Annotated in this window: 27 protein-coding genes; 1 reads left to right on the top strand and 26 read right to left on the bottom strand. The window is 69.6% G+C overall.

Annotated elements, in window-relative coordinates; all coding sequences use genetic code 11:
- Positions 1-115: 115 nt before the first annotated feature.
- Positions 116-307 carry a hypothetical protein gene (locus ACFWVV_RS31830; protein WP_384342974.1) on the bottom strand — a complete coding sequence of 64 codons (192 nt, stop codon included), beginning with the start codon at positions 305-307 and terminating at the stop codon, positions 116-118.
- 296 nt (positions 308-603) lie between these two features.
- Between ACFWVV_RS31830 and ACFWVV_RS31835 the strand changes: the two genes are divergently transcribed.
- Entirely contained in the window at positions 604-837 is a 234-nt protein-coding gene (locus ACFWVV_RS31835; protein WP_384342976.1) for a helix-turn-helix domain-containing protein, read from the top strand.
- A gap of 415 nt (positions 838-1,252) precedes the next feature.
- On the opposite strand, the gene ACFWVV_RS31840 is transcribed toward ACFWVV_RS31835, so the two are convergent.
- The 25 genes from ACFWVV_RS31840 to ACFWVV_RS31960 all read right to left on the bottom strand — a co-directional run bounded on the left by ACFWVV_RS31840 (position 1,253) and on the right by ACFWVV_RS31960 (position 19,786).
- Complete coding sequence (locus tag ACFWVV_RS31840) at positions 1,253-1,714, bottom strand: hypothetical protein (protein ID WP_384342977.1); 462 nt, start codon at positions 1,712-1,714, stop codon at positions 1,253-1,255.
- Positions 1,711-2,133, bottom strand: coding sequence for a hypothetical protein (locus ACFWVV_RS31845; RefSeq protein ID WP_384342979.1), 423 nt, complete (start codon positions 2,131-2,133; stop codon positions 1,711-1,713). Before ACFWVV_RS31845 ends, ACFWVV_RS31840 begins: the two co-directional genes overlap by 4 nt.
- A gap of 104 nt (positions 2,134-2,237) precedes the next feature.
- A complete protein-coding gene (locus ACFWVV_RS31850; protein WP_384342981.1) occupies positions 2,238-3,467 on the bottom strand; it encodes a helix-turn-helix domain-containing protein in 1,230 nt (409 codons plus the stop codon).
- Between the two features lie 846 nt (positions 3,468-4,313).
- On the bottom strand, positions 4,314-4,625 hold the full coding sequence (locus ACFWVV_RS31855; protein WP_384342983.1) for a hypothetical protein: 312 nt from the start codon (positions 4,623-4,625) through the stop codon (positions 4,314-4,316).
- 47 nt (positions 4,626-4,672) lie between these two features.
- A complete protein-coding gene (locus ACFWVV_RS31860; protein ID WP_384342985.1) occupies positions 4,673-4,936 on the bottom strand; it encodes a hypothetical protein in 264 nt (87 codons plus the stop codon).
- A gap of 11 nt (positions 4,937-4,947) precedes the next feature.
- A complete protein-coding gene (locus ACFWVV_RS31865; protein WP_384342987.1) occupies positions 4,948-5,718 on the bottom strand; it encodes a peptidoglycan-binding protein in 771 nt (256 codons plus the stop codon).
- 65 nt (positions 5,719-5,783) lie between these two features.
- Positions 5,784-7,628: a glycerophosphodiester phosphodiesterase gene (locus ACFWVV_RS31870; protein WP_384342989.1), complete on the bottom strand. Its 1,845-nt coding sequence runs from the start codon at positions 7,626-7,628 to the stop codon at positions 5,784-5,786.
- A gap of 10 nt (positions 7,629-7,638) precedes the next feature.
- Positions 7,639-8,202 (bottom strand): hypothetical protein, encoded by a 564-nt coding sequence (locus tag ACFWVV_RS31875; RefSeq protein WP_384342991.1) that lies wholly within the window; start codon positions 8,200-8,202, stop codon positions 7,639-7,641.
- Positions 8,203-8,213: 11 nt separating this feature from the next.
- Positions 8,214-8,444, bottom strand: coding sequence for a hypothetical protein (locus ACFWVV_RS31880; RefSeq protein ID WP_384342992.1), 231 nt, complete (start codon positions 8,442-8,444; stop codon positions 8,214-8,216).
- A gap of 1 nt (position 8,445) precedes the next feature.
- Positions 8,446-9,537, bottom strand: a complete 1,092-nt coding sequence (locus ACFWVV_RS31885) for a DUF5047 domain-containing protein (protein ID WP_384422863.1) — start codon at positions 9,535-9,537, stop codon at positions 8,446-8,448.
- A gap of 7 nt (positions 9,538-9,544) precedes the next feature.
- A complete protein-coding gene (locus tag ACFWVV_RS31890; RefSeq protein WP_384342996.1) occupies positions 9,545-10,408 on the bottom strand; it encodes a hypothetical protein in 864 nt (287 codons plus the stop codon).
- A gap of 1 nt (position 10,409) precedes the next feature.
- The gene (locus ACFWVV_RS31895; RefSeq protein ID WP_384342998.1) at positions 10,410-13,970 is read right to left on the bottom strand and encodes a peptidoglycan DD-metalloendopeptidase family protein; all 3,561 of its coding nucleotides are present in this window, start codon (positions 13,968-13,970) and stop codon (positions 10,410-10,412) included.
- Positions 13,971-14,011: 41 nt separating this feature from the next.
- Positions 14,012-14,281, bottom strand: coding sequence for a hypothetical protein (locus ACFWVV_RS31900; protein WP_384343000.1), 270 nt, complete (start codon positions 14,279-14,281; stop codon positions 14,012-14,014).
- 125 nt (positions 14,282-14,406) lie between these two features.
- On the bottom strand, positions 14,407-14,757 hold the full coding sequence (locus ACFWVV_RS31905; RefSeq protein ID WP_384343002.1) for a hypothetical protein: 351 nt from the start codon (positions 14,755-14,757) through the stop codon (positions 14,407-14,409).
- Between the two features lie 110 nt (positions 14,758-14,867).
- Positions 14,868-15,419 (bottom strand): hypothetical protein, encoded by a 552-nt coding sequence (locus ACFWVV_RS31910; RefSeq protein ID WP_384343004.1) that lies wholly within the window; start codon positions 15,417-15,419, stop codon positions 14,868-14,870.
- A complete protein-coding gene (locus ACFWVV_RS31915) occupies positions 15,419-15,619 on the bottom strand; it encodes a hypothetical protein (RefSeq protein ID WP_384343006.1) in 201 nt (66 codons plus the stop codon). The genes ACFWVV_RS31910 and ACFWVV_RS31915 overlap by 1 nt, the downstream gene beginning before the upstream one ends.
- Positions 15,616-15,861 carry a hypothetical protein gene (locus tag ACFWVV_RS31920; protein ID WP_384343008.1) on the bottom strand — a complete coding sequence of 82 codons (246 nt, stop codon included), beginning with the start codon at positions 15,859-15,861 and terminating at the stop codon, positions 15,616-15,618. Before ACFWVV_RS31920 ends, ACFWVV_RS31915 begins: the two co-directional genes overlap by 4 nt.
- Positions 15,858-16,259: a hypothetical protein gene (locus ACFWVV_RS31925; RefSeq protein ID WP_384343010.1), complete on the bottom strand. Its 402-nt coding sequence runs from the start codon at positions 16,257-16,259 to the stop codon at positions 15,858-15,860. The genes ACFWVV_RS31920 and ACFWVV_RS31925 overlap by 4 nt, the downstream gene beginning before the upstream one ends.
- On the bottom strand, positions 16,256-16,522 hold the full coding sequence (locus tag ACFWVV_RS31930) for a hypothetical protein (RefSeq protein ID WP_384343012.1): 267 nt from the start codon (positions 16,520-16,522) through the stop codon (positions 16,256-16,258). The genes ACFWVV_RS31925 and ACFWVV_RS31930 overlap by 4 nt, the downstream gene beginning before the upstream one ends.
- Before the next feature lie 3 nt (positions 16,523-16,525).
- Positions 16,526-16,879 (bottom strand): hypothetical protein, encoded by a 354-nt coding sequence (locus tag ACFWVV_RS31935; RefSeq protein WP_384343014.1) that lies wholly within the window; start codon positions 16,877-16,879, stop codon positions 16,526-16,528.
- A complete protein-coding gene (locus ACFWVV_RS31940) occupies positions 16,876-17,298 on the bottom strand; it encodes a hypothetical protein (RefSeq protein ID WP_384343016.1) in 423 nt (140 codons plus the stop codon). Before ACFWVV_RS31940 ends, ACFWVV_RS31935 begins: the two co-directional genes overlap by 4 nt.
- A 5-nt stretch (positions 17,299-17,303) precedes the next feature.
- Positions 17,304-17,606, bottom strand: a complete 303-nt coding sequence (locus ACFWVV_RS31945; RefSeq protein WP_384343018.1) for a hypothetical protein — start codon at positions 17,604-17,606, stop codon at positions 17,304-17,306.
- Complete coding sequence (locus ACFWVV_RS31950) at positions 17,603-18,649, bottom strand: major capsid protein (protein ID WP_384343020.1); 1,047 nt, start codon at positions 18,647-18,649, stop codon at positions 17,603-17,605. Before ACFWVV_RS31950 ends, ACFWVV_RS31945 begins: the two co-directional genes overlap by 4 nt.
- Positions 18,650-18,664: 15 nt before the next feature.
- A complete protein-coding gene (locus ACFWVV_RS31955; protein ID WP_384343022.1) occupies positions 18,665-19,051 on the bottom strand; it encodes a head decoration protein in 387 nt (128 codons plus the stop codon).
- A gap of 18 nt (positions 19,052-19,069) precedes the next feature.
- Positions 19,070-19,786 carry a hypothetical protein gene (locus tag ACFWVV_RS31960; RefSeq protein ID WP_384343024.1) on the bottom strand — a complete coding sequence of 239 codons (717 nt, stop codon included), beginning with the start codon at positions 19,784-19,786 and terminating at the stop codon, positions 19,070-19,072.
- Positions 19,787-19,839 lie beyond the last annotated feature (53 nt).

Here is a 19,839-nt window from a genome sequence, read left to right on the forward strand (position 1 = left end):
AGGGGCCCTCGTATGCGAGGTGAAGATGCTCCGGAGCGATCGGCATCTAGAAAGGCTACCGGTGAACCGCTGGTGCAGGACGTAATTTCATGCGACATCCTGACTGGAGCCAGCGTTAAATCGTGCTGGATGAGATCTCGTCGATCAGCATGAGCATGTCGTCGAGCCGGTTGCGCATGCGCTCGATCAGCAGGATCAGACCGTGATCTCCGAGCTCGGTGAGGTCAGCCGCGCGCGCTTCACCGAGATCGGCGCGGGCGAAAGCGACTCGGCTGTGCTGGGACTCGGTCAGGTCGATGGGGGTCACGGTTACCTCTGATTACGAGCCGGGGCATTTACGGGTGGGTGCGGGCGTGGGGCTCCCGGTCCGATCAGGCCAGCCCGTGGCCTGGCGCTGAAACGCCCGCCTCCGGCGTTCGGGAAGGCGGGCGGGGCCCCGTTCCTGGGGGCAAGTCCACACAGTTGAACATTCACGATGTGCATACTTCAACGTCATACTCTCACGATCACTCGAACGAGTGAACGAACGATCAGTGCAGGTGTGGCCGCAGATGTACTGTAAACGGTACAGACATTCGATGACTGGACCGGTGCCATGGACGGGTGCCACGAACCGATCCGCCCGAGTGGGTCCTCACCCGCCGCCGGGCCATCGGTGAGGCGATTCGTCAGGCCCGTCGCGGCGCCGGCCTCACGCAGGAACAGGTGGCCCTCCGCATCGGGATAGAACGCCACAACCTCAGCAGCATTGAGATGGGCCACGTCGGCGCCCGCCTCGACACGCTGCTACTCATCGCCGATGCGATCGGCGTCCCGCTCGCCGAACTCGTCCGATAGACCGGCGGCCCGCAGGAGGTCGGCGCTGCGGACCGCCGGGGCAGAGCGCTACTCCTCCGGCTCGGACGGGGCAGGAGCAGCAGGTGGGGGCAGATCGTCCGGGGTGATGGGAGCGCCGTGCCACATCAGCGTTACTCCACGCTCCCCGCAGCATGCTTCCCCCGTATCGGGGATCTCGTGTTCCGTGTCGCCATGGACGCACCACATCACCGACCAGCCTCTCGCCAGGCACGGCGCAGGTTCCTGCCGGTCGCGCACTCCCGGTTCGCCACGCAGTCATCGCAGGGCCAGAGGTGGTCTGTGTAGGCGTCATACGCCGCAGAGTGCGCGGCCTGTTGCTCGGGGGTCCACGGCGTCGGGCGGCGCGTCCAGCGTCCAGCCCTGGCGGTGGTGGGCGTGGGGGTCCCGGTCCGCATCACGACCCCCCTGACAGCCGGGCGGCGCCGACCGCGACGAGCTCGGCCACGCCTTGGAGATCGCAGAGGCGGCCGGGCGCCTGCATGGGGACGGCCCAATACGCCTCGAGCGGAGCGAGCTGAGTAACCCGTGGGACGTGCAGCCATTCGCCTTGTCCCAGGTACCTGGCCGCGGGTGACTGCCAGCGGTCTGCCCGACCGACCGGAACGAGCGGGTAGAACCACCGTTCCGCGTCCTGGATCACGGGTCCGCCGAGCAGCTCTTCCAGCCGTGGGGCGACCCCGGCCGGGGTGTCGTTGATGATCGCCGCATACAAGACATCGGCCGGGATACGGACCGCGTCGAAGCGGACGCCGAGCGGCAGATGCGCGATCCCCTCGGCTGCCCATTCCGCCCACACCTGCGGCGGGGTCCCGTGCGCGCTGGCAAGCCAGTCCGCGCCCGTGCTCGTCCCGATCACGACGCCTCACCCACCGTGCGCAGCAGGTCGGCGAGCAGCGCCGGGTCGACGAGCTGCCCTTCCTCGGCCGGGGGCTGTATCCAGTGCGGGCCCGGCGCGGCCGTGACCTCGGGGACGGGCACAGTCAGATAGCTGTTCAGCCCCAGGCACACGGCGTCCCCGGTCGGCTCCCACCTACTCGCTGTACCGGGGGGCACGAGAAAGAACATGGTCTGGCCCGCAGGGTCACTGATGACGGGCCCGTCGACTCCGGCCTTCTGTACCCGGCGGCCGACGTGCTCCGGCACCTTCACGGCGTCGAAGGATCGGCCGGTGGGCAGTACGACGATGGTGGTCGAGCCGAGCCACCGCGCGGCGTGGTCGGGGTCGGGGTCTGCCGCCGCGAGCCATGCGGTCGCGGCTGATACCGGTGTGGACATGGAACGATCCCCTCATTGCGATCAGTGAGGGGATCGTGCCGCGCCGGGGCCCGCTGTTTACCCACAGTTTGTGGGGATGATTTTCTGTGACCAGCCTTGACAGATCAGGCGATGCCTGCCCACCGGGCGAGCCCCGCGATTGAATCGTCTTGCGACCGGTCCAGCCGAGCCAGAGTCCCGGCCGTCGACCGCAGCGTGGGGTGATAGCGGGAGTGGTTCGGCGAGATCCGCCGAGCCTCCAGCAAATCCCGGTGAGCGCCCGTCCGGTCCCCCTCGGCGAGGCGGGCAGCCGACACGTCGATGTAGTGGTGGCTCGCCCTCTCCGCGGCGATACCGGTCGGCAATTCCCACTCGTCTCGGTCCTGCTCTGAACCCCACTCCCGCAGGCGGGCGAGCGCCTGCGCGGTGTCGCCGAGGTCGATCAGTGCGGCGACTTCGTGGATCCGCAGGTTCGTCGGCCCGAACGACATCTCGTAGTGGTCGGTGTCCCGGGCCAGCATCCCCGCCGCCGCGCGGGCCTCGGCGAGCCGTGCCTGCGCCGCTTCCGGCCGGCCGTCCCGCGCTTCGAGGATCGCGAGCTTCAGGAATACGGCGCCCTGCACGGCGATCTGTTCCTCGGACAGCGACGCCTCGGGGGCGAGCCGCTCGATCTCGTCGACGAGCGATTCGAGGACGCGGCGCCCCGACGAGTAGGTGCCCATACGGACCATAGCGCCGGCCTTGAGATAGGCGCCGGTGACCTGCATGAGCGGGTCGCCGGAGTGCTGGGCTGCCCATCGGACGCGCTCGATCGCGGTGAGGCTGAGGTCGTGGTACCCGAGCTTGTGCGCGAGGGAGTTCGTCGCGCGGTAGCCGCGGGCGAGCCACCAGTACGCGCGCTGCTGCTCGGCGCCCCGGGACTGCATCGCGACGTGGGTGAGCTCGGACAGCAGGCCCGGCAGCAGCGGCCCCATGGGGACGTACTGCCCGTTCTGCCGCATCTCCGCGATGTGATCCATCTCCGCGGCGAGGACCGGCAGCGGCCGGGGGGCGAGCAGCAGATCGTCGGGGTTGTCGTAGGTCAGCAGTATCCGGCGCAGCTCGGGGATCACCGCTTGCACCTGGTCGGCGGCTTCCGCACCGGACCAATACGGCTGCCCGGTCAGCCGGTCCGGGCCGACGTGCAGTGCGCGGGCGAGCTGCGCGATCACGCCCGGCGGTGGGTTGCGGTCGCCCGACTCGTATTTCTCCAGCGAGCTCGGGCTCAGAGCGACCATGGTCGCGAGCTGCCGAACGGACAGTTGGCGGATCTTGCGGACTTCGCGGATGCGCTTGCCGATGTGCTCCGTGCTCATGCTGCTCCCCATCTCGGGTGTGCCGACGGCCAGCGTACGACTGTGGCGTCCGGCGAGACCAGGGCTGTCGGTGAACAGCGGAGTACCCGGGCATGACGAAAGCCCCCTGCCTGGCCCGAAGGCCCGACAGGGGGGAAGATCACGGGTTCCTGCGGTACAAGCCGGGGGCTGGGGGCGACGTGTCGTCGGGTGGCGGCGTAGTCCCACGTCGGCAGACCAGGGCATCCGGGTCGTCGGGCGGGGGCTGGAGGGAGTAACCCTCTGGGCACGCCGGGGCCGGCGCCCCGTCCCGGCCGGGCTCACCCTGCGGACCGCGCTCGCCCGCAGGACCAGCAGGCCCCGTAGGACCGGCGGGGCCGGTGGGCCCCGAAGGACCAATCGGGCCTACGACAGATTTGCCGTCCACGCCTGGTGCACCAGGCTGGCCCGACGCCCCAGGAATCGGGAGACCCGGTTCACCCGGCCGCCCGGACGGGCCCGCCTTGCCACGCTCACCCGGCCGTCCCGCCGGCCCCGGCGGACCCGGTATCGGCACCGGCACCTCGGCCCGGTCCGGCAGATCGGCCACCGCGGCCGCAGGGTCCGGGACCGCCGGGGTCCCGCCGCGCGCCGTGATCTGCGCGCGCAGCACCCGTACATCCGTAGCCAGCACAGACACCGCGTTGCCCCGCCGATCAGCCTCGGCCGCCACGCGCGCCGTCCGCTGCGACTCCGTCTCGATCCTCACCCACACCAGCACCACCGCCCCTGAGAGAATCAAGAGGACCCCGACGACCGCGATCGATCGCCACCGACGGTGAAGCACCCCTCGGGAATGACGGCGGCGCCGGGGTCTGGTCGTCGTCTTCACGGGGTCCGTCCTCCCAGGTCGCGTATCTGATGTTCGAGGTGAGCGATCGTGGTTCGAAGACGACCGATCTCCGCTTCCAGTGCAGCCCGGTCAGCGCGTTCGCGGGCGAGTTCCACGTACGCCTCGGTGAGCTTGCTCTGTAGCAGGTTCCGTTCCTCCTGCAACTGGTCGATGAGCCCGCCGAATCCAGTCATGAGCGTGCCCTGGTGGGTAGCCCGTGCCGATGAGCGGTGTCCGATCAGCGCAGCGGTGGCCGCTGCGAGCCCGACGGCGATGGTGCCGATCGCCCCGAGGGTCGCAGCGTCCACGTGTGCACGTCCTCCCAGAGTCAGTCAGCGGGGTAACGGCGCCTGCACTACACGCCCTTGGCGAGGCTGGCGCTGTTCTCGGCGCCGAAGAACCGGGCGATCATCCCCTTCACGAGGGACCCCGCCGCGGCGATGCCGGCCGCCCCGACCGTCTCCCAGAAGGACGCGGAAAACATGTCCGCAGGGCCGGCCGCGATGGCGACACCGGATGCGGCGACGACGAACGTTGCCGCGGTGCGCTCGGCGAGATCGCGGGCGTACGCCGCGGTGGTCTTGACGATGGCCTCACCGTCGAAGTGGATCGGTTCCATGGGAGTTCCTCTCAGACATTCGGGACGCGCAGCCGCGCCCACGTGGTCGGGCCGGGGATGCCGTCGGCGGCCGCCCCGGAGTAGCCGCACCGGCGCTGCCACGCGGCGTACGACTGACGGTCGGCGTCGGTCCACTTCGGGCCGGGCCCCTGCGCGTAACGGCCGCAGCCCTCGGCAACGAGCCGCCGCCCCATGGCTGTGATGACTGCCGATCGGCGGCCGACCTTGAAGAACGACGCGCCCGGGAACGGCTCGTACGAGGGGCTCGGCGGTGTAGTGCCGCCCGGCCGGGGCGCCCCCTCCTGCACCCACGCGTACAGCGGGCCACCAGGGCAGGCAGTGGCATACCCGTCGCGGTGCCCCTTGATCTCGTCGCCCGCATCGCCCTCGGCGCGCAGGTAGTCGATCGCGTCCCGGATGCCATGCAGCATGGCGTCCGTCGGCTGCGTGAGCCCAGACGAGCCGAGCAGTGCACACACGCTGTAGTGCTGACTGTTCAGCGTCGCGGTGCCGTTGGCGCCGGTCCGACGGTGCGCGCCCCGCCCCTCATACACAGTGCCGTGCTCGCAGACGAGCATGTTGTACGCGACATCGGCGTACCCCTCGGTCTTGTTCGCCAGGTGCGAGGCTCGGACGTCGCGCACGTAGTCGTCGCACCGGTCGTGAGACCGGCTCGTGTAGGCCGTGCCCAGGTAGTGAACCTTCACGCCCCGGGTCGAAGCGATGAGCGCCGCCGCGGACGTAGCAGGGGCGCCCCATGTGGAGCGCCGAACGATTGTCATGGTGCCTCCATGCAGAAAGCCCCGGCCGGGATCGGCTCGGGGCTGCGCGGTTGTGCTGCTGGGGATCAGGTGACGGCGAGCGCCGACCACCGGGTCTTCGTGTCTCGCACGCCGAGGTGCGGGTACATCCCGCCCCGGTACGTCGAGTTCGTGATCGTCACCGAGTTCGGCGCGGTGATGTTCGTCCGAGTGACGATGATCTGCGTAGCCGTCACCTGCACCCGCAGGTGCTGCGTTGTGCCCGGGGTGATCGCCGCGGTCGCCACCGTGCCGATGTTGGTCGGTACACCGGCTGCCACCGAGTAGACGTCGATCGTGCCGTTCGTCCGCACGAGCACGTTGTACGCGCTCGGATTCGCCGCGCCGCCGCCGTTGTCGTCGAACTGCCGGTCGCCGACGCTGAGCGTGAGTTGGTGGGATGCCGAGGCGTAGTCGGACACGTCAAGCACGAAGTCATAGTCGATCGTGAACGCGGCCGGGAGCGGCCCGAGGTAGCCGTGCAGAACAGACACGTACCCGCCGTTCGCGAGGATGTCCGCCTGCCCCGACCCCGAGGCGTCCAGCCCCCACCAGGACGGCGTACCGAGCTGCCAAAAGCCTCTGTAGTCAGGGACGTCAGCGATGCCGGGCATGCCGTGCAGGAACGTCCCTGCGGCGAAATTGTCCGTCGTCCGCAGCGACTGCGCCCCGCGGACGTACCACGGGTCATCGCTGATCACCGCCCACACCCCGGTGGCAGGCAATGCCGCGACCGCGCTGCGGCGGTTGACGGTGTAGACCAGGACCCGCAGCCCGGCCGCCGCCGCGGCGGTGATCGTGGCGTTCGTGGTCTGGCTGTGGTCGACGCCGAGGTACTGCGTCCCTGCTGCGATCAGACCAGCGTAGGTCTGCCCTGACAGCACGCCGTCGACGTCGAGAAGTACGGACGGGATGCCGGCCGCGCGGGCGGCGACGAGCTCGGCCTCGGTCCACGCCATGATGAGCACCGAGTCGGCGAGCTCCTGGCGGAGGATCTCGGCGACCGCAGCCGCGCCACTGCCGCTGTTGTTGCAGTGCACGATCATCGGGATGGTGCCGCCGATGTCGGCGAGGACGTCCGAGAAGAGCGGGATCCGCAGGTCGGATGGCCAGGTGTTGGCGAACCAGGTGCCTGCGTCGATGCGACCGCGCAGGGCGGCCGGGGTCGTCAGTGCCGAGGTGGTGCCGGTGAGGTTGCTGGTCCTATCCATCGTGGTGTCGTGCATCACGAACAGACCGCCGTCGCTCACCTTGTACACGTCGATCTCGATCGCATCTGCGTTCAGGGCTGCACTCATCCGGAACGATTCGAGACTGTTCTCCGGGGCCATCAACGCCGCGCCGCGGTGAGCGAACCAGCGGGGTGCGGTCAGTGAGTCGAGTCCCGCCCACGGGGCAATCGTCCCCGCGGAGACACGCCCCCAGTAGACCGACGTCCCCGCCCCACGCAGCAGCGAGTCGCCCGCCTGCCCACCGGCCGGCCGAGGCAGATACGACGCACCGAGGTCCGGCAGCTGACCCGCCGGGACCTTCCCGCCGCCGTCGAGCGACGCGATCCCGCCCGGTGACCCGATCGCGGACGATGGCACCCCGTACTCGTCGACCATGGCTCGTGCGACCCGGTCCGGCTCGGTCGGCAGGACCGCCCACCGGGCGCCGCCGGAGTCCCACCACAGAGTCGACGTGACCCCGTCGGGCCCCTGCCACGCGAGGCGCCCGGTGCTGTCCGTTGTCACGGTGCCGCCGGTCGCCGCCCCGCCCAGGGTGAGGATGTCGGTCACCTGCGACCCGCCCGTGCGGGCAGTCCACACGGTGCCCGGTCGGCCGGACAGGATGTTGCCGGCGCTGTCGGTGACGACGCTGCCGCCGTCCGACCCGTACTCGTACCGCATTGGGTGCCTCTCAGTTCAGGGGGACGCGGACGCCGTTCAGGGACACCCACGTGGTGGGCTCGCCGATGTAGCGCACCGACCGGTCGGCGCCGACGTACAGGCGGCCGACCGGGGACCCGGTCCACTGAGTGGCGATCGGGTAGTCACCCGACAGCGGAGTTCCGAGCGAGGAAGGGATCGTGCCGAGGGTGGCGTTCGACGTGATCTGTGCGCCTTCGCTGCTGCGTTGGATGCCGCCCTTGAGGGTGATGAACAGCCCGCCCTCGACGGCGGCCGCCGGGACGGTGCCGTACGTCTCGTACCCGGACGCGAGTACGACGTCGGTCCATGCAAGTTGGCTCCACAGCGTCCGCCACCCGGTGGCGGTGCGCACCGTGTACGCCCCGGGGGTGGTGAGCCACGCGAGCGTGCCCTGCGCAGGGGCAGGAAGCGCAGCGTCACGCGCCGCTGCGTTGGCGAATGGGGTGGGCACCCGAACCGACGTCCACACCGCGAGCGCCATGATGTCGGCGGGCACAATGTCGGCGTCGGCACCGGACGGGTAGGGGGCGCCACCAACGGGTGTGACTGGCATGAGAGTCCTTCCTACGGGGCGGGGGTGAACTTGCCGACCACGACGTATCCGCCCCGCACCGGGATCACGAAGACGATGTCGCCGACGGTGCGGTCGGTGTAAGCGACCAGGCAGGCAGCAGGGACCGCGGCGCCTGCGACGGTGATTTCGACCGTGCCGTCGGGGAGCACCGCGGCGACCTTCGCCGAGCCCGGCGTCGGATTGCTCGCGGACGGCAGCAGCGCGTCGATCAACTCGGCCATCTCACGTCCCGTCGTCGGCTCGCGTCGACCGGGTCTCGCACTGCATTGCCCCAGTCGACGAGAGGGTGAGTTTGTCGATGATGTGAAGCTCGGCAGGGCGGTCGTCGGGGACGACCCGCACGACGTCGCCCGGTTCCAACGCCGGGTTCGGGAGTGCCGAGAACGACAGCCCGGCCGAGAGACCGAGCGAGTTCGAAAGCAGCGACCGCGCCGCCGTGTCCGCCTGCGCAGCGGTCCGCAGCAGCGGAGACGAGTAGTGCCGCGGGCGGCGCCCCATCGGCCCTGAGACCCGGGTCGGCGAGGTGGGGTCGGCGTCCTGGACGATGACGGGGCCGATCGGCGTCGACCCGTTGGACGCGTCGCCGATCGCTACGACGATGTTGTACAGCCCAGCGGTGGACGTCGAAGCGGCCGCGGTGATGAGCGCACCGCCGTCCCCGGTGTCGACCGTCCACACCGGTGGGTCCGACAGCGTCGGCACGCGGCTGATGACGAACTGGCCGGTGCCGTCGGCCCACACCTCGACCCCGACCGACCGGGCGAGCGACGCGTCGGTGCCGTCGATGGCCTCCCACCGCTCCCGCTCCCACGTCGTCACCGACACCACGGCGTCGCGGGTCGAGCGGCGCAGGACGGTAGCGGTGGGGACGCTTTCGAGCAGCAGCGCCTCGATCAGGTCGAGCGCCGAGCTGTTGCGTTCGGTGCGAGGGATCAGGAACTTGTCGTCGATCACCGCTTTCTCGCGGCCGTAGCCCTTGACGGAGATACCGCCGACCGGCAATGCCGCGTCCTCTTCGTCGAGCCTGAACCGGCCCTGCGGGATGAGCTCTTCGCTGCCGTCGAGGTAGTCAATGCCGACGTCGAGCTGCACGTAAGTGCCCTGCACGGTGACGCCGTCCAACCCGCGCCGCGCCCCTGGGGCGAACACGGCCTGCATCGTGCGGCGGACGTTCGCCGTACGATCCGCCGTCACCGACCACGACAGCAGCGGGGCCACGAACGGGGCGCCAGCCGGGGGCAGGACCGTCGCCCGCGCTTTCAGCCGGTGGGTATGCCGCAGCGCGGGATCCCACCGCCGGGAGACCGACCACACGTGCCCATCACCCCCCGGTCGTTACGTCCTGGTAGGTCTGGCCGGTGGCCGTACGGTCCGCGTACGTGGGCCACAGCACGGTGCTGTCGTCATACGACCTCCCGGGGATCCGCAGAGGCGTGTCGATCGTCGGCGGCCGGGCCACTGCGGTCATGGGGACATCCCATGTGCGGTGCGGGTCGCCGGCGTCCCCGGCCATCTGCTCGGACAGCTTGCCGGGCACCCAATACGCGTCCTCACGCCCGTACTCCTGCCGGGTCTGTACGAGCACCGTCGTCCCCACAGTGAGCAACTCCCGGAGCGCCAGGCGCTCGGCGAGCGTGGTCGTCTCGATCTGAGCCGCCGAGGTCGGCAGCGACCACGGGTCGACCCGCATCACCGGGGCCGACGAGCCCAGCACATCGAACCGCTCCTGCCGCTCCGCATATTCGAGGGTGGGCCACGCCATCACCCGCACCCGCAGCGACAGCCCCGGCTCGGTGATGCTCTTGATCCACACGTCGCGGGTCGGCTCGGGCTCGGACACGGTCACCGACACCCCCGCCGAGCGGGCGCCGACCACGCCCGCCCATGACACCGGATAGGCGAACCAGGAAGCGGCGAGCCCGAGCGGCGACTCGTGGTCGTACGCCACGGCGACACCGCCCGGTGACCACGCGAGATCACCGCCGCGCACGGGCACCTCGATGCCATCGGCGCCGACCCTCACGAACCGCACCTTCTGCGGCACCGTCGAGGCGGCACTGAAGTTGGCGATCAAGTACACGCCGGCGTGCGCGTCATCCCGTCGGACGGTCAGAATTCCATCCGGCGACACCGCCTCGACGGGCGGCACCGGTGGTAGTACGTCCGGGTCGAGGATGATCGACACGTCACGTCCTCCTTCCTGCTTGTGCCTGCATCACGAGCTCGCCCTGCGCTTCACGGACGACACCTCGAACCACGCCGAGCAGCTCACCGCCTTCGAGGTAGAGCGGCCCCTGCAACACCATCTGCCGCGGCTCGCTCGACGAGCTGCCGCTGCTTGCCGCACGCAGTCCCGAACGGCGGGAGCTACTCGGCACCGGGCCCGCCGCCGCAGCGCCGGCGCCCGCCATTCGCAGCGACGTCTCGTGGTCGAACACCTGCGACCCGGGCCCGAACCGCACGAGCTCGGCCCCTTGCTCGCCGACCCACGCGACCTCACCCGCCCGCGGCCGGCCGCCGCCTGCGTAGCCGAGGTAGCCCTCGGGGTTGATCGTGCGGCCGCCGCGCCGCGCCTCGAAGTGCAGGTGCGGGCCGGTGGTGTTGCCAGTCGCCCCCACCGCGCCGATGCGCATGCCGCGCAACACACGCTGCCCTGCCTGCACACCCATCGACGACAGGTGCGCGTATAGCGAGGACAGCCCGCCGCCGTGCGCGATGCTGACGTGGTTGCCGTACGGCCCGCCGGAAAGCGCGGACTGCACGACGCCGTTTGCGGCCGCGCGGACCGCCGTCCCGGTGGCTGCCGGGAAGTCGGTGCCGGTGTGGTAGCCGGACGACCACATGTTGCCGCGGACGCCGAACCGGGTGCCGAGAGCGGCCGATACGGGGCGCGCCCAGGAACCGCCACCGCCCCCTCCGCCACCGAAGAGCGAACCGGCGACCTTGACGATCTTGTCCTTCAGTCCGCCGAGCATCTTCGACGGAACCTTCGCAAGCATCTGCGCCATGGGCGATGAGCCGATCTCGGCGATCTTCCGCCGGATGAACCCGGTGACCTTCTCCCACATCTTCGACGGGTCCGACAGGAAGTCCACGCCCGACATGACGACGCTTCCGACCTTGCTCGCCGCACCCTTGATGCCGCCCCAGATGTCGCCGATGATCCCGCCGTCGGCCATAAGCTGAGACCCTGCCGCCTGCCACAACGACAGTGCGCGACCCCGATACTTCGGGTCGGTCGGGATCACGAACTCCGGGTGATTCGGATTGCCCTCGCCGACGATCGCCGTCGGCCTATTCGTCACCATCGGGGATGCCGGTCCCCAACCGGGGCCGACGGTGCCGCCTGCGGCGAGTAGCTTCGGTGCAGCAGGCAATTTACCGAGTCCTACGAAACCGGCGACTTTATCCCAGACGGCTTTGATGCCTTTCGTGTACACCCACTCGATGATGAAATTCACCGGCTTGGCCGCGATTCCCTGCACCTGCTTCCAGGCCTTACCGATCGCGTCCTTTGCGAGCGAGAAAGCAGCACCGAATAGCGCGACCGCCGCTTTACCCTTATCGAAAACGGGCTTCAGTGCATTCGACCAGAGCCAAGACGCGACGGCGCCGATCCCCCGGAATGCTGGAGCGATCGCGTTGTGCCAGAGCCACATTCCTACGGCTCCGAGAGCGCGCACGCCTGTGCTGAGCAGAGAGAACACGGGTTTGATTGCATTGTTCCAGAGCCATGACGCTACGGCCGCTATTCCACGGAACGCGGGTTGAATTGCGTTCTGCCAGAGCCACGACGCCAGTACGCCGAGGGCACGGAATACGAGCTGCAATTGGGCGAATGCGGGTTTGATTCCGTTATTCCAGAGCCAGAGAGCAATTGCGCCTATTGCCCGAAAGGCCGGTCCTATGGCATTGGCCCAGAGCCACGATGCAATTGCGCCGAGCGCCCGGAATAGAATGACGGCTGGAGTGATCAGGATTGTCGCGAGGATCGCGAACAGCACCCGCGCGGCCGTGCCGATGAACCCGAACACGGGCGACAAAATCGTCGACCAGAGCCACGACGCGACGGCGCCGACCGCCCGCAGCCCGACCATGAAACCGTCGAGCGCGGGTTTCAGGACGTTGTTCCATGCCCAACTTGCGGCGACTTGGATGCCCGCCCAGGCAGCCTGCACGATCGCCCGGAAAGTGTCGGAGCGCTGGTAAGCGACGACGAGCAACGTCCCGAGAGCGGCAAGCGCCGTGATGATCAGCCCGATCGGGTTCGCGTTCATCACGGCGTTGAGCAGCCCCTGCGCGATCGCGTACCCGCGCGTCACTGCGGCCGCCGCGATCAGCACCCCGCGATAGAGGCTGAACACCGCGGTGACGGCAGCCGTCGCGATCGCCGACGCGTTCAGCGTGATCGTCAGACCGGCCACAGCCACGGCGAGTGGCAGCAGCCACGCCCCGTACTCGCGCACCCACCGGGCACCCGCCATGAACGCGCCCGCGACTGCGGTGATCGCAGGAACGAGCACCGACAGCACGGCGGCGCCGACGGTCTGCACGACCGGCAGCACGTACGTGTTCAGGAACGTGCCGACCGCGACGACCGCGGGGAGCACGTACGTCGTGATGACCCGCACGAGCCCCTGCATGAACGCCCGGCGGAACACCTCGATCGACATCGTCGACGTGCCGTGCAGCGTCTTGCCCATGCGGTCGGCAGCACCGCCGACCGCGCCGATCGCACCGACCGCCTTCGACGGATCGAGCGCGAACAATGCCTTGTTGAGGTCTTCGGCCTGCGTACCGAACAGCGTGACTGCGGTCTGCGACCGGGTGGCCGGATCGGGGATTGCCCGCAGCCGGTCGAGGACCAGGTCGAGGCCCTTCGCAGCGCCCGGTCCGCCCTTGGCGAAGATGGCAGTCATCTTCTCGCCGGACAGCCCGAGGGCCTTGAACCCCTCGGCGCTGGCTTTCGATCCGTCCGTCGCCCGGATCGTGAATTCCTTGAGGGCGTCCGCGACCAGGTCGCCATCTCGGGCGCCGGCCTTGAGGCCCTGCGTGAGCAGCCCGATCGACTGCGACCCGGTCAGCCCGAGGGCTTTGAACTGGACGCCGTACTCGTTCAGGGTGTCGAGGAAATCCTCGCTCTTGTCGGCGCCGGTCTGGAATCCGCGCGTGATCAGGTCGAACGCTTCGCGCGAGTTCCGCGCCAACCCCGTTTTGACGAGCTGCCCGGCCGCCCGAGCAGCCGCGCCGACGTCCGTGCCGAACGCCTCGGCGAGCCCCAGCGCCGATTTGGTGAGCGCCTCGACGTCCTTCTTCGGTGCCTTGGCAGCGATGATGCCGTTCTGCGTGAGCTGCGCGAGCGCGGTGTTGACCTCGTCGACCGACTGCCCGTAGCCCGTGGCGTAGACGTCGCCCGCGATCTTCCCGTACTTCGCCGCGTCCTTCGTGTTGAGCCCGAGCTGCGCCGCGAGCTTCGCGCCCGACTGTTCCTGTGCGACCGCCTCACTGAAACCCGCGGCAAACAGGACACCGCCCGCGGCCGCGACGAGACCGAGTCCTGCTTTCAGCCCGCTGCCGAGGCTGGACAGCATGCCCCGGCTCGTCGCCTGCCCCGCCTGCTGCCCGACCTGCTCGCCGACCTGAGCCGTCGGCCGGGCGATCTGCTGCTGTAGCTCCGCGGCATATCCGCGAGCCGAGGGCACGATCGAGACATACCCGACGGCGACCTCGGTTGCTGCTGCGGCCATGGCTGTGTACCGCCCTTCCGGATGGGTTGGGCGGTACGCCGCTATGCGACCGCGTGCAGGTGACGTTCTCGGTGCGCGAGCAGATCCTCGGCGGTGATCTCCCGCCGCTTCTTCTGCTGTACGCCCGGCCGGTCCATCGGCTCAGGAAAGGGGCTCTGCTCGTGAGGCTTCAGACCGCTGTTGGCGCGCTGCCAATTCGCGACGCGCAGCTCATCAACGACCAGCGCCTGCACGTGCTCGGCGAGCCCCCACTGACTGTCGGTATCACCGAGCGCGACCCGAGTACGGGCACCCGCAGGGAATTGGCGCACGAGCACGCCCAGCTCGCGCCACGTGAGGCGGACGCCCGCACACCCCTCGCACGTGCGGTAGAGATCCGCCAGACGGACCCCGTAGTACTGCCGCAGGTCTGCCTCGACTGCCTCGCCGTGCTCCCTCAGGAGCCGGTCGAGGCCAGCGATTCCCCCGGCTGCATCCCGCTGTGCTTCTGATACGCCTCGAACAGCGGCTGGAGCTTGTAGTTCGGCAGGCCCACCTTTTGGAACTCGGCCCAATCGTCGCCGAGGGCGACCCGGAATGAGCCGACCATGGCAGCAGCGTCGCCGCTCTGCGCAGCGACCATCAGCGGCATGATGTCGAGCTCCATCATGTGGGCCATCGTCCAGCGGCGCCCCTGGTATTGGAACACGAACGGGGTGAGCTCGACCTCGGCTTCCACGGCGTCGAGGTTGAAGTCGAACGGCTTGTCGTCAGGCCGGCGTGCGGCCGCCTTCTTCTGAGTGGTCATGGGCGCGGGTCCCTTCTCTGTGCGCGGGTGCAAGGGGAGTTGAGCGGCGGACGGTCCGGACCCGCGCAGATCGGACCGCCCGCCAGTAGAGGAAGCGCAGGGCGCGCCGGTCAGACGACTACGGCCTGCGGGTCGTCGGTGATGTCGAGATACAGGGTGTCGTCGGCCGCCGGGTAGATGTTGATCGTCAGCTCGTACGCGGACAGCTCACTGTCGGAGAAGGTCGTTTCGCCGACCTCGATCACCTCGCCGCGCGGCAGCACCCTGCGCTTCGTGATCTCGCCGTCTCGCAGCACGAGCAGCATCGCGCGGGGGTCAGTCTTGGGGACCTTGATGACCCGGGTGGTCACCCCGCCCGTGGTGGACGCCGTGCTACCCGGGTTGATGAGCCCGAAGGCCACGGCGTTCTCTTCAAGGCAGGTGACCTTGATCTGCCGCTTGTGCTTGCTCTTCGTGGTGCGGACGAGCTTCCCGCCCCACGCGTAGTGGTCCGCTGTGTCCTGATCGCGGGACTCGCTCGCCCCGTCCTCCGACAGAAGCCCGACGGGTTTCCAGGCGGGGGCCAGCGCCGTCACGATGTCCGTCGGGGCAGTCGTACCTACGGGCGCGACGTAGAAATCCGCACCTTCCCACAGCCGCACATTGGCGGTATCCCCGGCCATCAACGGGCCCCCTTGCTCTCAGTCCTGTCGCCCGCGGGGGCGAGGGTCTTGGACGATGCGCGGGTCGTCTGGTCGGGGTGGCGGGCGAACCCGTCCCTGATGAGTTGCTTAGCCTCGGCGTCGTCGACGTCGGCGGTCGTGTCGGGCTCGTGCTCGATACCGTCCGCGGTCGTCCGCGGGTACGCGAACGTGATCCTCATGGGCTCTTCTCCACTTCGTTGGGTTCGGGGTCCTGGTAGCCCAGGGCGTTAACCAGGGCGACCCGGTCGGTCAGCACGGTGAACCGCACCGTCGGTACCTCGTCCTGTGTGACCGGGCCGACGACGATCGGGTCGTCGCCTGCGAGGTGGAAAGGGAACTCCTCGCCGTCGAAGAACAGTCGGGCGATCCGGCCGTGCCGCTCGACTCGGATCTCGCGGGCCAGCCGCGGGGTTTCGGTCACAACGCCTGCCCTCTCAAGGTCACTTCGGACGTGAACGCGTACCGGGCCTGGCCCGAGGTGGCGTCGGGCAGCCACTGCGGACCGCCCACCGCCGGCCGGGCGAGCGTCGTCGCCCCGTACGTACCGCGGGCAGCGCCGAGCAGCGCCCGGCAGACCTGCATCAAGTCGTGCGCGCCGCCTTCGTCCGGGCCCCAGCAGTGCACATCGAGGCGGGGCCGGTCATGCGCGACCGTGGCGGCCGGACCGCCGAGCCGCTCGATCCGTACGAACCGGATCGGCCGCGGCGACGGCACCCTCGACCCGACGGGCACGGTGATGCCCCGGGCGGTGAGCTGCTCGCGCAGCCACCCGCACACCACCGCCACGGCGTCCGGCATGACCACCGGCGGTGCGCTCACGACGAGCCGCCGTCCAGCCCGCGCAGCAGCGCCCGCCGCGAGTCCTCGGGGTCAGACGTCGCGTAGTCGCCGATCACCGCACCGCGGACACGGTTGCCCTCGGTGCTGATGTCCGTACGGAACTGTCCGTGATCCGGCTCGGCGGCCGCGGTCGCTGCCCGTGCGACGTCCTGCGTCTTGCGGGCGATCACCTCGCGGACGCCGGCGCTCTTCAGTAGCGCGGCGATCCCTCGCCGGTTGGGTGTAATCCGGGCTCGGGCCATGGGTCACCCCTCTACGGTTCGTAGCCTGATCTCGTAGTGGTGCAGCTCGGTCGGCTCATACGCCGGTCCGGGCGGGCCAAGCACCTCGTACACGGCGCCGTGCCAGTGGACGCGGTCGGCGCCGTGCACGGTGAGCACGCCGCCGTCGACGTCGTACGGGTTGCACAGCAGCAGCCACTCGCCGATCTGCGCGTTCCGCTGCTCGGTGTCCTCGGCCCCGGTGTTCTGCTGCATCCACGCAGCGACCGGTGTGCGCGTCGAGGTCGACCAGTCGTCGACCTCGTTGCCGTACCGGTCTGTCGTCCGGCCGGGGTGCTCGACCTCGACCACGTGGGGCAGGAGATCCTCACCGATCACGGCAGCCACCCGCCGCGGCCCCAGCAATCCGCGGGATCATCCCGCCACCCCTGCGGCGCCTGGTCGAGCAGCCCGACCGTGTACGCGGCATCGGCGTCGGGGTCACTGACGAGATCGGGCTGTAGCTGCCCGATCTCGTCGTCGGTGAGGTACAGCCCGCCGTTCTCGCCGAGCGTCTCCGAGTACTGGCCGATCGTGCGCTGCCGGTACCCGCCTCCGTTCGCGATCACCCGCCGCGTCACCGCGATGACGATCGCCCGAGTCGTCTCGGCATCCGGGGTGTACCCGGCCGGGATGTGCCTGCGCATGAGCGCCGACGCGTCGTCGAGGTACGCCTCGACCTGGTCGCGCCGGGCCCCGGCGAGGGTGACGGCGGCGCGCCGCTCGTAGTCCTCGACCGTCGCGAACGCCGCCGCCATCCCCGCTACTCCTCTTGCTCGATGACGCCGGCCGCCTCGCACGCCGCGATGATGTCCTCGCGGGTCGCGTCGTCGGCGACCTCGACGTCGTGCTGCGTGGCGAACGCCCGCCACGCCTCGACGCCCGAGCCCCGCCCGGACCGCGGCGGCGCCTGGCCCTGGTCGGCCTGGTCGTCGAGGTCCTCGACGTCGGCCCGGTCCTGCCACGCGTGGTCGCCGATACGGCGAGCTACGTCCGCAGGGACTTCGTCGTCAGGGCCGTACGCCCGCCCGCCGACGTGCACGTAACCGATCAGGCGCCGACTCATGCGAGCACCTGCGCCTTCATCGTCAGGTTCGGCTCACGCAGCACCGGCAGACCGACCGCAGCCGCGTGCGTCCACATCCGCACCGGGTCTTTGGCCTTCCACAGCGCGGCCACGATGCCAGGCTGCTCGCCCGCCTCAAGCCCGTACTCCTCTTCCAACGACTCGGCAGTGGTGCCGAGCAGCGTCGCACCGAGATCGGACGGCGCGGCCGCCGTCGACGGACCCGCCGCGGGCAGCAGCGCAATCGCGTTGCCCGGCGTGATCCGCGTCGCGACCCCGTCGACCTTTACGCGGGCGTCGTACGTCTCGATCGGCGGGAGGTTCAGCGACCGCAGGATCGAGTTCGCCTGTTCCCCGTTGATCATCGGGGCGGTGCCGGCGGGTGCCAGCGGGAACGCTTGCCGGATCATCTGCTCGCACATCGCGAGGTTCTCGACGACCGCCGTCGGCGCGAGGATCACGGCCGGGGTCTCCCCGTTGATGTCCTCGTAGGTGTGCACCCACGCCCGCAGGTCGTTGATCGGCGTCGCGGCCGCGTGATCCGACCACAGCACCGCGGCAACCACCGAGAGCGACCCCGCGCGCCCGAAGTCCACGGTGGTCTTCAGCTCGGGCACGGCGACCGCGGCGTTCACGAGCGCGCTGCCGCGGGCGAGTTCGAACCTGGCCGAGATGTTCCGGGCGAGTCGCTTTGCGTCCCTCGCGATGAACGGCATCGCGTCCTCGCGGGCGCTGTGCCTCATGCGCAGCCGGTCGTATTCGTTGAGCGTGATCTTCTCGCTGATGGGCGGGAGCTCGCCCATCACCTTCCCGATCCCCTCACGGCGACCGATCTTCGACTCGGCATCCCACGCCCGGAAGCTTGCGGTCTCAGCGAGCCCGCCGCCACCCTTGACGTACTCGTAGACGATGTCGTCGACCTCGACGTTCGGCAGCCACCGCGACAGCGTGAAGCGGTTGACCTGGAGATCGGCGAGCGCCGCCCGGATCAGGCCTGTGAGCCGCTTCGGCTCGATGAATTCGGTGCTCAGTACCCAGCTCATCTAGGTCACTCCCTTTCAGACGAACCGGATCTGGGGAACTTCGGCCTTGCCGGCGGCGTCGACCGCAACCGGCAGGCGCGCCTCACGCACCTTGCCGTGCGTGAGCATCGCCCCGGCCGGGTCCACGGTGTTGACGGTCGGTGCGCCGACCGCGGCGTACAGGAACCCGACCAGGGTCTGCCGCCCGTCGCTCGCCGCGTTGTCGTAGGGCCCGTACTTGCCCCCGGCCGTGATCTGTCCGAGCGGGATCCCGCTCTTGAAGAATCCATCCGGGTAGTGCGTACCGGCGGTGAACGTGCTCGTGTCGAGCACGATCGTTTCGGTCGCCTGTGTGCCGTGCTCGGAACCGAGCCACGACTGATCGTCGGACCCGAATGTCTCGGTCCGCTGGTTGAGGTTCATCTGTTGTCCCTCCCGGGATCAGGTCTTTTGGTCGCCGCCGCCGAGCAGCGACTTATACAGTTCGGCGCCCTCGGCGAGCGTGCCGCCGCCCTTGCTGTCGCCGCCCGCCCGGCGACGCGTGCCCTGGTAGCCGCTCCCGCGCGTCCGGCGGCGCGTGTCGCGCCCGCCGTCCTGGTCGCCGTCGCCGTCGCCCTGGTCGTCCGTGTCGGACTTCTTCGGGGCGAGCCGGTCAATCAACTTCGCGAGCCCGTCTTCGTCGACGTCGCCGTTCGCGTCGATGTACTTCGCGAGGTTCACGTCCTCGACGACATCGGCAGGGTTCTCCAGTCGGCCGGCCGCGCCCGCGAGGAACACCTGCCGTGCGAGCTTGGCCGCGCCCGCCGACCGCTCCTCGGCCACCGCCTTCTTGACCGCCTCGGCTACCGCCTTCTCGCTCTCGGTCGCGGTTGCGGCTTTGAGCTCGTCGCGCTCCTTCGCCGCGGCGGCGTTTTCCTTCGCGCGTTCCTCGTGCTTGCGCGCGAGCGCCTTCCACTTCTCGACTTCCGAATCGCTCTTCCCCTTGTCGGGCTTGGCGTCGGTGTCGTCGCCCTTGCCCTTGTCGGTGTCGTCCTTCCCGCCCTGGTCGCCCTCGCCGCCGTCCGCGTAGAGCACGGGCGACCACGGGGTGACCGGGTACGGGTGCGACCAGGCGGCCGTCTGGACGCGGGGCAGGGTGGAGCGGAGCGCTGCGCGCATGGTGGTGTCTCCCGTGTCGGGTGGGGTGATGGGGTGCGCCGTGTCGGCGCCTG

It is taken from the genome of Streptomyces sp. NPDC058663 (genome assembly GCF_042716745.1).
Classification (GTDB): domain Bacteria; phylum Actinomycetota; class Actinomycetes; order Streptomycetales; family Streptomycetaceae; genus Streptomyces.

Coding starts and splice junctions, on each gene's coding strand:
- ACFWVV_RS31845 (WP_384342979.1), bottom strand. CDS start 2,133: ATGTCCACACCGGTATCAGCCGCGACCGCATGGCTCGCGGCGGCAGAC.
- ACFWVV_RS31850 (WP_384342981.1), bottom strand. CDS start 3,467: ATGAGCACGGAGCACATCGGCAAGCGCATCCGCGAAGTCCGCAAGATC.
- ACFWVV_RS31860 (WP_384342985.1), bottom strand. CDS start 4,936: ATGGAACCGATCCACTTCGACGGTGAGGCCATCGTCAAGACCACCGCG.
- ACFWVV_RS31865 (WP_384342987.1), bottom strand. CDS start 5,718: ATGACAATCGTTCGGCGCTCCACATGGGGCGCCCCTGCTACGTCCGCG.
- ACFWVV_RS31870 (WP_384342989.1), bottom strand. CDS start 7,628: ATGCGGTACGAGTACGGGTCGGACGGCGGCAGCGTCGTCACCGACAGC.
- ACFWVV_RS31875 (WP_384342991.1), bottom strand. CDS start 8,202: ATGCCAGTCACACCCGTTGGTGGCGCCCCCTACCCGTCCGGTGCCGAC.
- ACFWVV_RS31880 (WP_384342992.1), bottom strand. CDS start 8,444: ATGGCCGAGTTGATCGACGCGCTGCTGCCGTCCGCGAGCAATCCGACG.
- ACFWVV_RS31895 (WP_384342998.1), bottom strand. CDS start 13,970: ATGGCCGCAGCAGCAACCGAGGTCGCCGTCGGGTATGTCTCGATCGTG.
- ACFWVV_RS31905 (WP_384343002.1), bottom strand. CDS start 14,757: ATGACCACTCAGAAGAAGGCGGCCGCACGCCGGCCTGACGACAAGCCG.
- ACFWVV_RS31910 (WP_384343004.1), bottom strand. CDS start 15,419: ATGGCCGGGGATACCGCCAATGTGCGGCTGTGGGAAGGTGCGGATTTC.
- ACFWVV_RS31915 (WP_384343006.1), bottom strand. CDS start 15,619: ATGAGGATCACGTTCGCGTACCCGCGGACGACCGCGGACGGTATCGAG.
- ACFWVV_RS31930 (WP_384343012.1), bottom strand. CDS start 16,522: ATGGCCCGAGCCCGGATTACACCCAACCGGCGAGGGATCGCCGCGCTA.
- ACFWVV_RS31940 (WP_384343016.1), bottom strand. CDS start 17,298: ATGGCGGCGGCGTTCGCGACGGTCGAGGACTACGAGCGGCGCGCCGCC.
- ACFWVV_RS31945 (WP_384343018.1), bottom strand. CDS start 17,606: ATGAGTCGGCGCCTGATCGGTTACGTGCACGTCGGCGGGCGGGCGTAC.
- ACFWVV_RS31950 (WP_384343020.1), bottom strand. CDS start 18,649: ATGAGCTGGGTACTGAGCACCGAATTCATCGAGCCGAAGCGGCTCACA.
- ACFWVV_RS31955 (WP_384343022.1), bottom strand. CDS start 19,051: ATGAACCTCAACCAGCGGACCGAGACATTCGGGTCCGACGATCAGTCG.
- ACFWVV_RS31960 (WP_384343024.1), bottom strand. CDS start 19,786: ATGCGCGCAGCGCTCCGCTCCACCCTGCCCCGCGTCCAGACGGCCGCC.